General features: G+C 69.3%; 13 protein-coding genes. 8 read left to right on the top strand and 5 right to left on the bottom strand.

Annotation, left to right across the window (positions count from 1 at the left end):
• Window positions 1-20: 20 nt before the first annotated feature.
• Complete coding sequence (locus ACIA8G_RS33945; protein WP_396422801.1) at window positions 21-1,124, top strand: YihY/virulence factor BrkB family protein; 1,104 nt, start codon at window positions 21-23, stop codon at window positions 1,122-1,124.
• Window positions 1,125-1,211: 87 nt separating this feature from the next.
• Here ACIA8G_RS33945 and ACIA8G_RS33940 read toward each other — a convergent pair whose 3' ends face one another.
• Window positions 1,212-1,460 (bottom strand): DUF3039 domain-containing protein, encoded by a 249-nt coding sequence (locus ACIA8G_RS33940; RefSeq protein ID WP_396422800.1) that lies wholly within the window; start codon window positions 1,458-1,460, stop codon window positions 1,212-1,214.
• 31 nt (window positions 1,461-1,491) lie between these two features.
• On the opposite strand from ACIA8G_RS33940, the gene ACIA8G_RS33935 reads away from it, so the two are divergent.
• Both ACIA8G_RS33935 and ACIA8G_RS33930 read left to right on the top strand, forming a co-directional pair.
• On the top strand, window positions 1,492-2,382 hold the full coding sequence (locus ACIA8G_RS33935; RefSeq protein ID WP_396422799.1) for a pseudouridine-5'-phosphate glycosidase: 891 nt from the start codon (window positions 1,492-1,494) through the stop codon (window positions 2,380-2,382).
• Window positions 2,379-3,257 carry a carbohydrate kinase family protein gene (locus ACIA8G_RS33930; protein ID WP_396422798.1) on the top strand — a complete coding sequence of 293 codons (879 nt, stop codon included), beginning with the start codon at window positions 2,379-2,381 and terminating at the stop codon, window positions 3,255-3,257. The genes ACIA8G_RS33935 and ACIA8G_RS33930 overlap by 4 nt, the downstream gene beginning before the upstream one ends.
• A 106-nt stretch (window positions 3,258-3,363) precedes the next feature.
• Here ACIA8G_RS33930 and ACIA8G_RS33925 read toward each other — a convergent pair whose 3' ends face one another.
• Entirely contained in the window at window positions 3,364-4,146 is a 783-nt protein-coding gene (locus ACIA8G_RS33925; protein ID WP_396422797.1) for a DUF899 family protein, read from the bottom strand.
• Between the two features lie 229 nt (window positions 4,147-4,375).
• Window positions 4,376-4,690, bottom strand: coding sequence for a DUF3099 domain-containing protein (locus ACIA8G_RS33920; RefSeq protein WP_396422796.1), 315 nt, complete (start codon window positions 4,688-4,690; stop codon window positions 4,376-4,378).
• Window positions 4,691-4,765: 75 nt separating this feature from the next.
• On the opposite strand from ACIA8G_RS33920, the gene ACIA8G_RS33915 reads away from it, so the two are divergent.
• From ACIA8G_RS33915 to ACIA8G_RS33895, 5 genes are all read left to right on the top strand, one after another.
• Window positions 4,766-6,250, top strand: a complete 1,485-nt coding sequence (locus ACIA8G_RS33915; RefSeq protein ID WP_396422795.1) for a PucR family transcriptional regulator — start codon at window positions 4,766-4,768, stop codon at window positions 6,248-6,250.
• A 28-nt stretch (window positions 6,251-6,278) separates the two neighbouring features.
• Window positions 6,279-7,733, top strand: a complete 1,455-nt coding sequence (locus tag ACIA8G_RS33910) for a methyltransferase (protein ID WP_396422794.1) — start codon at window positions 6,279-6,281, stop codon at window positions 7,731-7,733.
• Window positions 7,730-8,155 (top strand): D-aminoacyl-tRNA deacylase, encoded by a 426-nt coding sequence (gene dtd, locus ACIA8G_RS33905; RefSeq protein WP_396422793.1) that lies wholly within the window; start codon window positions 7,730-7,732, stop codon window positions 8,153-8,155. The genes ACIA8G_RS33910 and dtd overlap by 4 nt, the downstream gene beginning before the upstream one ends.
• A 223-nt stretch (window positions 8,156-8,378) precedes the next feature.
• Window positions 8,379-9,368 (top strand): sigma-70 family RNA polymerase sigma factor, encoded by a 990-nt coding sequence (locus ACIA8G_RS33900; protein WP_396422792.1) that lies wholly within the window; start codon window positions 8,379-8,381, stop codon window positions 9,366-9,368.
• A 254-nt stretch (window positions 9,369-9,622) separates the two neighbouring features.
• Entirely contained in the window at window positions 9,623-11,281 is a 1,659-nt protein-coding gene (locus ACIA8G_RS33895) for a fumarate hydratase (RefSeq protein ID WP_396422850.1), read from the top strand.
• A gap of 173 nt (window positions 11,282-11,454) precedes the next feature.
• On the opposite strand, the gene ACIA8G_RS33890 is transcribed toward ACIA8G_RS33895, so the two are convergent.
• Both ACIA8G_RS33890 and ACIA8G_RS33885 read right to left on the bottom strand, forming a co-directional pair.
• A complete protein-coding gene (locus ACIA8G_RS33890; protein ID WP_396422791.1) occupies window positions 11,455-12,252 on the bottom strand; it encodes an alpha/beta fold hydrolase in 798 nt (265 codons plus the stop codon).
• 3 nt (window positions 12,253-12,255) lie between these two features.
• Window positions 12,256-12,780 carry a hypothetical protein gene (locus tag ACIA8G_RS33885; protein ID WP_396422790.1) on the bottom strand — a complete coding sequence of 175 codons (525 nt, stop codon included), beginning with the start codon at window positions 12,778-12,780 and terminating at the stop codon, window positions 12,256-12,258.
• Between the last annotated feature and the right edge of the window lie 3 nt (window positions 12,781-12,783).

The raw sequence follows: 12,783 nt of genomic DNA, 5'->3' as shown, positions 1-12,783 counted from the left end.
GAAACGTGGCGGTATGCACCATGCTTGTCACTGCGATGGGTTCGCCTACCGACAACGACGCACGCAGGTCCGGCCGCAAGGGGCCGCTGCGTCTACTCGCGCGCACGCTGTCGAAGGCGTGGCAGGGCAACATCTTCTCAGAAGCCGCCGAGGCCGCGTTCTGGCAGACGCTGTCTTTCCCGCCACTGCTGCTCGGTGTGCTGGGCGCCATGGGTTATCTCGGCGACTGGTTCGACCCCGTGGTCGTCCAGGCCGTCCAGGAGAAGATCATCGGGTTCACCCGCACGATCTTCAGCGCCGACGTGGTCAACGGTGTGATCGAACCGACGGTCGCGGAGATCCTCACCACCGGCAAGGGCGAGATCGTCTCCGTCGGCTTCCTGATCTCGTTGTGGGCCGGCTCGTCCGCGATGTCGTCGTTCGTCGACGCGATCACGGTCGCGCACGGCCAATACGGCGTGCGGAACGAGCTGTGGCAGCGCATCTTCTCGCTGCTGCTCTACCTGGTTTCCCTGGTGGCGCTCGTGATCGGCCTGCCGGTCCTGGCGCTGGGCCCGGACATCCTGCCGCAGTTCTTCCCGACGTCGTGGCAGCCCTACATCGAGACGTGGGTCGGCCGCTTCTACTACCCCGGCGTCGCACTGCTGCTCGTGCTGTCGCTGTCGATGCTCTACAAGCTCGCCCTGCCGCGGAAACTCCCGTGGCACCGCGTGCTGCCGGGCGCGATCCTCGCGATGGCCGTGTTCATCCTGTCGTCCATCGGCCTGCGCCTGTACATCCAGTGGATCACCACCACCGGCTACACCTACGGCGCCCTCGCGACGCCGATCGCGTTCCTGCTGTTCGTGTTCTTCATCGGCCTCGCGATCACGATCGGCGCGTACTTCAACAGCGCGATCCAGGACATGTGGCCCGCGCGCATGACCCGCCGTCAGCGCCGCCGGTGGCGCCGGCTGGAGATGGAGCGCGCCGCCTCCCGCATCCGCGAGGAGAACGCGCAGCCCAAGCAGGAGGCCAACAACGCCACCTACTCGGCGCCTTCACCCGCCGACACGCAGCTGACGGCACCGCTCCAGATTCAGGAGCAGCGAGCTCACGCCGAGGAAGAAAAACAGCGGGGATAGCCGCCGAAACGCGAACAGCCGCGCCCGGTGCCTCGAGTCAGAGTCGAGGCACCGGGCGCGGCCGTGTGAAGTTCGGTGAGGCGCGACTTACTCGTCGCCGCCGGGAGGCAGGCCTTCGTAGATCTTCTTGCAGTCCGGGCACACGGGCGAACCGGGCTTCGGTGACCGTGTCACCGGGAAGACCTCGCCGCACAACGCGACCACGTGCGTTCCCATCACGGCGCTCTCGGCGATCTTCGCCTTGCGCACGTAGTGGAACATCTTCGGGGTGTCGTCCCCGGTCTGGTCGGTGCCTTCCGGCCGTACGTCGACCTCGGGGAGAGTCTGGGTGCTCACGCGCCCAGGGTACCTGGGATGATGTCCACTCGTGACCACGCTGCACATCGCTGAGGAAGTTGCCGCCGCACTGGCCGAGAACCGGCCGGTCGTCGCCCTTGAGAGCACGATCCTGTCCCACGGGCTGCCCGCGCCGCGCAACCTGGCGGTCGCCGCGCGCCTGGAGAAGGTCGTGCGGGAGGCCGGCGCCGTGCCCGCCACGATCGCCGTGCTCGACGGCGTGCCGCACGTCGGTCTGACCTCCGCCGAGCTGGACCGCGTGTGCAACGCGGGCGACCTGATCAAGCTGTCGTTGCGCGACCTCGGTGCCGCGTACGCGCTGGGCCGCAGCGGTGCGACGACGGTGGCGTCGACGGCGGCGCTCGCTGCTCAGGCCGGTATCCGGGTCTTCGCGACCGGTGGGCTCGGTGGGGTGCACCGCGGCGCGCGCGAGACGTGGGACGTGTCGGCCGACCTCGACGTGGTGGCGACGACGCCGGTGCTGATCGTCTGCTCGGGCGTGAAGTCGATCCTGGACATGGGCGCGACGCTGGAGGTGCTGGAGACCCGCTCGGTGCCGGTCGTCGGCTACCGCACCTCGCTCTTCCCCGCCTTCTACCGGCGCGAGTCCGAGTTCGAGCTGTCCTGGCGCGTCGAGGACGCGCGGGAGGCGGCCGCGGTGTTCGCGGCGGGAGAGCGCGGCATGCTGCTGGCGAACCCCATCCCCGCCGCGTTCGAGATGGACTCCGCCCTGCACGACCGGCTGCTGGCCGAGGGTCTGCAGAAGCTCGCCGACCAGGACGTGCGCGGCAAGGACGTCACGCCGGTGCTGCTCGAGCACTTCCACACCGCGAGCGCGGGCGTGAGCCTCGACGCCAACGAGGAACTCGTCGTGAGCAACGCGGCTGTCGCGGCCCAGGTCGCAGTCGAGCTGTTCCGATGAGGCCAGTGGTTGTCGTTGGCGATGCCGGCCTCGACGTGGTCGCCCGGCACAGCGGCCCCATCGCACACGGCGGTGACGTGCGCGCAAAAGTGACCATCGAACCCGGCGGCGCAGGCGCGAACACGGCCGTGTGGCTCGCCGCGTGTGGTGCGTCCCCGATGCTCGTCGCGCGCGTCGGCGCGGACTCGGCCGGCCGCCAGGTGCACGCCGAACTGACCTCCGCGGGCGTGCAGTGCGCGTTCGCCGTCGACCCGGACCTCGCGACGTGCTGCGTGGTCGTGCTGGTCGACGAGAACGGCCAGCGCTCGATGCTGCCCGACCGCGGTGCGAACGCTCGCTTCTCCCCCGCCGACCTCGACCCCGGCCTGCTCGCGGGCACCGACGGCCACCTGCACCTCTCGGGCTACGTGCTGCTCGACGCCACCTCCCGCCCCGCCGGTCTCGCCGTGCTGGAGGCTGCGCGCACCGCGGGCTGGACGACGTCGGTCGACCCGCAGGCGGCCGTTCTGATCCACTCGGCCGCCGCGTTCCTCGACGACGTGCGCGGCGTCGACTTCCTGCTCCCCAACGCCGACGAGCTCCTCGCCCTGACCGGCTCCGCCGACCCGGCCGCGGCGAAGGACCTGCTCTCCCACGTCGGCACGGTCGTGGTGACGTCCGGCGCGGACGGGGCGTCGTGGGTCGACGCCGACGAGATCGTCTCGGTGCCCGCCGAACCCGCCGAGTGCGTGGACTCGACCGGCGCCGGCGACGCCTTCGACGCGGGCTTCCTGGCGGCCTGGCTCGGCGGCGCGTCCAAGCGCCACGCCCTGCTCGGCGGCGTCCGCGCGGGCTCCCGCGCCGTCAGCGTCGTAGGCGCCCAACCGCCCCGCTAGAGCCCTCCTCCCCCGCCCCCACTGATATATCAGTCCCGCTGACCTGCCTCTTAGCAATGAGTCTTTTGACTTCGTCGGCAAAAGACTCATTGCCAAGGACCGTGGATCAGTGGCAGTCGCCCTGCCGGCCGAGAGTCTCCACGGGCGTCACGCCGGGACGGCTCCACTGCGGCACGGGCCGGCTGGTCGGTCCCCAGGTGAAGTTCCCGTCCGCGTCCGACCGCCACGACCAGCACGCGTGACGTCCCTCGGGCCAGCCTTCCGGGTTGTCCTCCCACTCCTCACCGCGGCCGCGCGACGTCATGTCGAGCAGGCCGAGGGAGGCGTTGACCCGTTCGTTTCCACGACCGGTCGTGGAGTAGGTGAGGAACACGCGGTCACCGTCGCGCAGGTAGCTGGTGAGGAAGCCCATGTGCCCACCGGCAGGCCCGTCCACGCCGCGCACCGAGTACCAGGGCTCGGTGTAGCCCATGAACTCGACGTAGGCAGCTACCTCATCCCAGCGACCCGTGGTCAGCACGGCGTACGAGACGCCGCGGGCGTTGAGGTAGACAGCGTCCTTCACGTGCCAGGCGGTCGTGGTGCAGCCTTCGCACTGCCCCTGGTGCGGCGCGCCGTCGTACCACATGTGCTTGTAGACGACGAGCTCGTCGCGCCCCTGGAACAGCTCGAGGAACGGCACCGGACCGTCGGGCCCGACGACCTCGACCGTCCCGTCGAACTCCACCATCGGCAACCGGCGGCGGGCCGCGGCGATGGCGTCGCCCTCGCGGGTGTGGGCCTTCTCCCGGACCAGGAGCTCGGCACGGGCGGCCTCCCACGTGGCGAGGTCGACGACGGGCGGACTGCCGGGCAGGGCGGTGGTCGGATCGCTGGGCGTTGTCGTCATGGCGTCCTCCGTGGTGTCTCGGTCATGCCCCGACGTCGAACCTGCCGCATCTATATCGACATCACCGAGGCTCTCGCCGCTCCACCGATATATCAGTCGCGCTGACCTGGCCCTTAGCAATGAGTCTTTTGCCGGCGAAGTCCAAAGACTCATTGCTAAGGGGTGGGCACAAAGCAGCGACGGCCGGATTCCGGCCGTCGCTGCTTTGGTGGTTTGGGTATCGGCGGGCTCAGCCGTCGATGACGGTGGTGCTCTTGCGTTCGATGGCGCGGCGCTCGACCTGGTAGCGGTTCGCCTTCTCGACCTTGCGCGGCGGCCGGTCGTTCGCGATCAGCACCGCCATCCACGGCAGCGGCACCGACAGCACGATGAAGAACAGGGCGAGCCACCAGGTCTGTGCGAACAACGCCGCGAGGATGAGGCACGGGAAGCGCAGGCTCATCATGATCGCGTACTTGCGGCGCCGGGCGGCGTGCTGTTCCTCGTAGGACGGGGCCGCCTCGGTGATCAACACCGGGGTGTCGTTCCGGTCGGGACTGCTCACGACACCACCTCCGAGTCATATGGTCCCACGTCCGAGTGACCCTCGGGACACCCGGTCGGCGGTTAACATCCGCCCGTGGTCGCCCTTGATCGCCTCGTGGACGTGCTCGGCAGTCTGGGCACGCATCTGGCGTGCGCGCCGAGGGGCCGAGACGTCGAACTGCGCGGAGTCGCCCTGCACGATCCGGCGGAGAACACACCGGCCACCGCGGGTGACGTGCTCCTCGGTCTGGGCACCCCGTCGGTGGCCGCCGCGGCCAGGTTGGTGTCGTCGACGGTCGCCTCGGCGGTCGTCCTGCACGGCAGACCCCCGTTGGACGAACGCGTGGTCGCCGCCGCCCGCAAGTCCGGTGCCGCCGTGCTGCTCGTCGATCCGTCCGTGCCGTGGGGCCAACTCGCGAACGTCACGCAGACGCTCGTCAACGGCGGCACCCGCACAGGTGACCTCTTCGGCCTGGCCGACGTGATCGCGGGCGTGGTCGGCGGGCCGGTGACGATCGAGGACCAGCAGTCCCGCGTGCTCGCGTACTCCTACCGCCAGGAGGACGTCGACCCGGTGCGCGTCCAGACGATCCTCGGCCGCCGCGTCCCGGAGGAGGCCCGTCGCGCGCTCGACGAGTTCGGTGTGTTCACCCATCTCGCCTCGTCCGACGAACCGATCTTCGTTCCCAAGCTGACCCCGCAGCTGGGCAACCGCCTGGTCGCCGCCGTGCGTGCGGGGCGCGAACTCCTCGGTTCCGTCTGGGTCGAGGTGACCGGGCCTGTCGACGCGGCACGGTCAGCGGCGTTGGTCGACGGCGCCCGCACGGCGGCGTTGCACCTGCTGCGCTCGCGTGCGTCGACGGACCTGGAACGCCAGGCCGAAGCCGACCTGGTGATCAGGCTGCTGGAACACCCGGAGTCCGCCGACGTCGCCCGCCTCGGCCTGCCGTCGGCCGATCTGCGGGTGATCGCCGTCCAGGCTCACGCGGGCGAGGGTGAGCACGGCGCGGCGGTACTCGCGTTCCAGCGGGCGACCGCTGGCTTCGGCTGGTCACGGCCTGGCCGCAGCGCACTGTTCGGCAACGTCCTCTACACCGTGATCCCGGCCGCCGACGACGCCGTCGGCTGGGTGCGCTCCCTGGTCCGCGAACTGCCGGCGGAGGCCACCGTGCTGGCCGGCATCGGCGGGCCGGCCGAGGCGACGCAGCTGCCGACGTCCCGTCAGGAAGCCGACGAGTGCCTCGCGCTCTCCACCGGTGCACCCGTTGTGTACGACGACGCGTGGGCCAAGGTCCTGCTGCAGCGACTCGCCGCCGTCGCCGAGGCCGGACGAGTGCCCACCCGCGGACCGATATCCAATATATTGCGCTACGACGCGGAGTACGGCACGCAATATGCGACGACGTTGAAGGCGTGGCTCGCGGCACAAGGGGACGTGCGGGCCGCGGCGCGCGAACTCAACGTGCACCCGAACACGCTGAGGTACCGCATGCAGAAGATGGCCGAGGTGACGCCGCTTCCGCTCGACGATCCGGACCAGCGCCTCGCCATGGCGATCGCCCTCTCGATCACGCGGTGACAACTGTCCCGTGAAAGCATGTGCACCCGTGCACCCTGATCTTTCCGTTGACCTGTGCGCCCGCCTGCGCGAGGCCTTCGAGAACGCCGGCTACACCGCGGACGGCGTCGTCGACGCACTCGGCCCCCAGGCCCACTCCGCGCTCGGCCGCGGCGAACCCGAACCCGCCCGCCGCGCCTCCAAAGACGCCGGGACGCTCGGCACGTTGATCCGCCTCTTCCTGCTGGGCGATCAAGAGCCGGAGCAGGACGTCCGCAAGGCACTCGACGGGGTCGACATCGACGACCTCGTCAACAACGAGGTGCTGACCAGCAACCTGACGGCCGGCCTCGACGTCCGGCCGTACGAGGACAACTGGTGGGTCATCGCGGACCTCGACTCCGACGTGCGGGGCGGAGCGGTTCCCGAGGACCACGTGCTCGGCGTCGGTCACGCCTCCATCAGCCTCGCCCGCGCCACCAAGCGGACGCCCGTCGGGACCCTGCTCGACCTCGGCACGGGATGTGGCGTCCAAGCGCTGCACGCCAGCAAGCATGCCGAGCGCATCACGGCGACTGACTTGTCCGAGCGCGCGCTCCGGCTCGCACAGGGCACGTTCCGGATCAACGGGCTGGACGTCGAGACGCTGCAGGGCGAGTGGTTCGGGCCGGTGCGCAACCGGCGCTTCGACCAGGTCGTGTGCAACCCGCCGTTCGTCGTCGGCCCGCCCCGCGTCGACTACGTCTACCGCGACTCCGGACTCGGCGGCGACGACGCGTCGGCGCTCGTCATCCGGCAACTGCCCGCGTTCCTCAACGAGGGCGGCGTCGGCCAGCTGCTCGCGTCGTGGCTGCACCGCAAGGGCGAGGACTGGGAGGAGCGGGTCTCCAGCTGGCTGCCTCGCGGCGGTGTGGACGCGTGGTTCGTGCAGCGCGACATCGCCGAGCCCGCCCTGTACGTCGGCACGTGGCTCAAGGACGCGGGCGTCGACCCGCGCAGCCCCGAGGGCAGGGCCAAGGCGAGCGCATGGCTCGACTGGTTCGAGGAGAACCAGGTTCAGGGCGTCGGCTTCGGCTACGTGACGCTGCGGCGCTCCGACGAGATGCACTCCCAGGTCGTGTGCGAGGACCTGCGCCACGCGTTCGACGACCCGCTGGGTCCTGAGGCGGCGCGGTGGCTCGACAACGTCGCGTGGTTGCGCGCGAACCCCGATCTGCTGGGCCGGCGGTTCCGGGTCGCCGACACCGTGCTGCTCGAAGAGGTGTCCGAACCGAGCGACGAGGGATGGCGCAAGGTCGTCGCCCGTCTGCACCGCACCGACGGGCCGGGTTGGCAGCACGAGGTCGACGAGGCGACCGCGAAGCTTGTCGCCGGTTGCAACGGTGCGCTGCCCTTGGAGGACCTGCTCTCACTGCTCGAGTTCGCTTACGGAGAAATCGATGCAGAAGCCGCCTTGCCGATCGTTCGTGATCTCATCCGGCACGGAATGTTGATTCCCGCGTGAAAGCAGTTGTGGCGCGCGTCACAGAGGCGAGCGTCGAAGTCGAAGGGGCGATCGTCGGCGCGATCGACGAGCCCGGATTGCTGGTGCTGCTCGGCGTCCACCACGACGACACGGCCGAGCACGCTCGCAAAATGGCGCAGAAGCTGCACGGCCTGCGCATCCTCAACGACGAGCAGTCATGCGAGTCGACCGGCGCTCCGCTGCTGGTCGTCAGCCAGTTCACGCTCTACGGAGACACGCGCAAGGGCCGCCGGCCGTCCTGGACGGCGGCCGCGCGGCCCGAGCACGCGGAACCGTTGGTGAACGCCGTCGTACAGGAACTACGCCAAAAGGGCGCGCGCGTCGAAACAGGACGATTCAGAGCGATGATGTCTGTGCGGAGCGTGAACGACGGCCCGTTCACGGTGCTCGTGGAGGTCTGACTAAAGGCTTCTCAGCCAATCCTCAGATTACTCGCGCAACCGCTGTGACAGTGGTGACGTCTTCAGGTCAGGAAGTCGGGAACGAATTCGGAATCGCCTTCGTTACCCAGGTATCAGCCAGCTAGCGATGGGATCCCGAGCGGGCCCGCCGCAACCGGCAGTTAGGGCGCAACGCCGCGCCGCCGCCTTGACCGCCACGCCCGCAACAGGGGGAGGGAGATCCATGACTGTCACGAGGATCTCCGACCGTGAAGTCGGAGAAAGCACCGTTCCCGTTGTCGAACACGACCTCGACGCTCAGGGGCCTGCGGCCGATCTGGTTCGAGTCTACCTGAACGGAATCGGCAAGACTGCGCTGCTCACCGCCGAAGAGGAGGTTGAGCTCGCCAAGCGCATCGAGGCCGGTGTGTTCGCGCAGCACGTCATGGAGACGGCCAAGCGCCTCACGCCCACCCGCCGCGACGAGATGGGGGCACTCGTCCGCGACGGCCGCCGCGCCAAGGATCACCTGCTCAAGGCGAACCTGCGCCTCGTCGTGTCGCTCGCCAAGCGCTACACGGGCCGCGGCATGCCGCTGCTGGACCTGATCCAGGAAGGCAACCTGGGCCTGATCCGCGCGGTCGAGAAGTTCGACTACACCAAGGGCTTCAAGTTCTCGACCTACGCGACGTGGTGGATCCGCCAGGCCATCACCCGCGGCATGGCCGATCAGGGCCGCACCATCCGCCTCCCCGTCCACCTCGTCGAGCAGGTGAACAAGCTCGCGCGGATCAAGCGCGACCTGCACCAGACGCTCGGCCGCGAGGCCACGCACGAGGAGCTCGCGAGGGAGTCCGGTCTCAAGGTCGACAAGATCGCCGACCTGCTCGACCACGCGCGTGACCCGGTATCGCTGGACATGCCGGTCGGCACGGAGGAGGACGCTCCCCTCGGTGACTTCATCGAGGACTCGGACGCGACCGACGCCGAGAGCGCCGTCATCTCCGGGCTGCTGCAGGACGACCTGCGCCGCGTGCTCGCGACGCTGGAGCCGCGGGAGCAGGCCGTGATCCGGCTGCGCTACGGCCTCGAGGACGGCCAGCCGCGCACGCTGGACCAGATCGGCAAGCGCTTCGGGCTGTCGCGCGAGCGGGTGCGTCAGATCGAGCGCGAGGTCATGTCGAAGCTCCGCCAGGGTGAGCGGGCGGCGAAGTTGCGGGCGTACGCCTCGTAAGTCACCCGTCCGGCAGTATTGACTTGTGACTCAACTCACGGCACGGTCGGGCGTTACCAAGCTTCGCGACGCCTCTCACCTCATGTCGTGACTGGACGTCGCCATCGAAGGAAGGTCGGGACGGCCGGGGGCCGCCCCGGCCTTCCGTATTTGTGGGGCACGGAACAGCGCGGCGGGCGGGGATCACATCAAAGTGGCCCTTTGGTGGCGGTACGGTTTTCTGATCCGAACTGCACACCGTTGGAGTTGTGTACATCGTGCCCACCACTTTCGAGTACACGGACGTCCTGCCTCTCGCGAAGGACACCGAGACCGAGTACCGCCTCGTCACCTCAGACGGGGTGAAGCTGATCGAGGCCGGTGACCGCAAGTTCCTGGAGATCGCCCCCGAGACGCTGACGCTGCTCGCGAAGGAAGCGATCCGGGACATCCAGCACCTGCTGCGCCCGTCGCACCTCGCCCAGCTGCGCAAGATCATCGACGACCCGGAGGCCTCGGGCAACGACCGGTTCGTCGCCATGGACCTGCTGCGCAACGCGGCCATCTCCTCCGGCGGCGTGCTGCCGATGTGCCAGGACACCGGCACCGCGATCATCATGGGCAAGCGCTCGGAGACCGTCCTGACCGGCGGCGGCGACGAGCAGGCCCTCGCCCGCGGCGTCTTCGAGGCCTACCAGGAGCTCAACCTGCGTTACTCGCAGATGGCCCCGGTGACGTTCTGGGACGAGAAGAACACCGGCACGAACCTGCCCGCGCAGATCGAGGTGTTCCACAAGCCCGGCCAGGAACCCGTGTACGAGTTCCTCTTCATGGCCAAGGGTGGCGGTAGCGCGAACAAGACGTTCCTCTACCAGGAGACGAAGGCGGTGCTGAACCCGAAGCGGCTCGCCTCGTTCCTGGACGAGAAGCTCCGCTCGCTCGGCACCGCCGCGTGCCCGCCGTACCACCTGGCAGTGGTGGTGGGCGGTCTCTCCGCCGAGCAGAACCTCAAGGTCGCCAAGCTCGCCTCCGCTCGCTACCTCGACAACCTGCCCACCGAGGGCTCGCCGCTGGGCCACGCGTTCCGCGACGTCGACCTCGAGCAGCAGGTCCTCGAACTGACCCGCAACTTCGGCATCGGCGCCCAGTTCGGCGGCAAGTACTTCTGCCACGACGTGCGCGTCATCCGTCTCCCCCGGCACGGCGCGTCCTTGCCGGTCGGCGTCGCGGTGTCGTGTTCGGCGGACCGTCAGGCCAAGGCCCGCATCACGGCCGAGGGCGTGTTCCTCGAGCAGATGGAGCGTGACCCGGCGCAGTTCCTGCCCGAGGTGGAGGGCGAGGACCTGTCCGACGAGGTCGTCCACATCGACCTCACCCGCCCGATGTCGGAGATCCGCGAGATCCTCACCAAGCTCCCGGTGAAGACCCGCGTCTCGCTGACCGGCCCGCTGGTCGTGGCGCGCGACATCGCGCACGCCAAGATCAAGGAACGGCTCGACGCCGGCGAGGAGATGCCGCAGTACCTCAAGGACCACCCGGTCTACTACGCCGGCCCGGCCAAGACCCCCGAGGGCTACGCCTCCGGTTCGTTCGGCCCGACCACGGCCGGCCGCATGGACTCCTACGTCGAACAGTTCCAGGCCGCCGGCGGCTCGCTGGTGATGCTCGCCAAGGGCAACCGCTCCAAGCAGGTCACCTCGGCGTGCAACACGCACGGTGGCTTCTACCTGGGTTCCATCGGCGGTCCGGCGGCCCGCCTCGCCCAGGACTGCATCCGCAAGGTCGAGGTCCTCGAATACCCGGAACTCGGCATGGAGGCCGTCTGGAAGATCGAGGTCGAGGACTTCCCCGCCTTCGTCGTCGTTGACGACAAGGGCAACGACTTCTTCGCCGAGACGTCCGCCCCGACCCTCCAGATCAGCTTCCGGCGTTGATCTTCGGGCGGTAGCCCGCCAGCCCGCGTGAGCCGGGCCAACCGATATATCGGTTGGCCCGGCTCACGTGTTCGATGACCTTTGCAACAGGTCTTTTGACGACGAAGTCCAAAGAGTCATTGCTAAGGGGCTGGTCAGCGGGGGTGCGGGAAGATCGAGTTGGGCGTGAACGGTCAGCGGGCCAGGAGCCAGTCGAGGGCGGCAGGCGCGTGGTCGAGCACTGATATATGGCCGTCGCCGGGGGTCACGCGGAGCTCGGCGCCGGGAATCCGGGAGGCCAGCCACCGGCTGTGCGAAGCGGGAACGACGCCGTCGCGCTCGCCGTGCAGCAGGAGGGTCGGTACCCGGATCGCAGCAGGGTCGAAGCCCCACGGGGTGACGTAGGCGAGGTCGTCGTCGATCAGCGGACCCGGACCGTTGGCCAACGCCGGTTCGACGACCTTGCCGAACCACGACCACGGCCCCCGCAGCGAGGCGAGGTCGGCTTCGGTGAACTCCGGGTCGTAGTCGGCGCCCGATGCCTCGTGCCGCACCTTCTCCGAGCGGCCGGCCGCCGCCGCCCGCAGCGAGGCCTCCCCCGAGGCGATCATGCCGGAGAACCAGGAGAGGCCCGCGGCGTCGAACGGGGCCAGCGAAGCACCGGCGACCACCGCGGTCACGCGGTCCGGCAACAGGGCGGCGCACGCGAGGGCGTGTGGTGCGCCGCCGGAGTGGCCGAAGACCGCGAACCGGGCGATCCCCAGAGCATCGGCGATATGCGATATATCAGCGGCGGCCGAAGCCACCGTTCTGCCTGGTACCGCCGTCGACGACCCATAGCCGGGGCGGTCGTAGGACACCCAGCGGACGCCCGGACGGAACAGCGGCTCCGGCGGCAGGCCGAGGTTCGGCGTGCCGTGGTGCCAGAACACCGGCACTCCCGAGCCGACGTCGTAGACGTGCAGAACCCGGTCCCCCAGCTGAAGATCCATATATCAGCCGGTCTCCTCGCGGGACTCCAAGGTCAGGCGGCGGTCGCCCAACGGCGCGGCCAGCCGGACGGTCAGCGGCACCTGGCGGATCTCCTGGGTGCACGCCACGCCCGTGGGCTGCTTCGTGATGGTGACCAGGGTGATCTGGACGACCTCCGCGGACTGGGCGGTCACCTCGGCGCGGGCCTCCTTGCAGCCCCCGCCGACGCCGAACACCTCGACGTCACGGCCGTCGCCGAAGACGTAGGCCTCGGTGCGGAAGGTGTCTGACAACGATGTCGCGTCAACCTTTTCCTTGGGCACCGGCGTGACGTTGGGCGGGACGACCGGCTTCTCCTCCGAGATCGAGACCGGAGGCTGCGCCGGGGCCGTGGGGTTCGTGCCGGAGCCCGGCACCGACGGCGCGGTGGCCGTGCCCGACGTGGGCGAACCACTGGACGAGCCGGATCCGGGCGCGCCGGTCTGCGTGCCGGACGAGCAGCCGGCGAGCACGACGGCAAGAGCAACGGCAGCGACGGCGTGTCTCATGCG

This window comes from Lentzea sp. NPDC051213, from assembly GCF_044455585.1.
In the GTDB taxonomy this organism is placed as follows: Bacteria; Actinomycetota; Actinomycetes; order Mycobacteriales; family Pseudonocardiaceae; genus Lentzea.
Note: the sequence above shows the minus strand (reverse complement) of the source record. Positions and strands in the feature narration are given on the sequence as shown.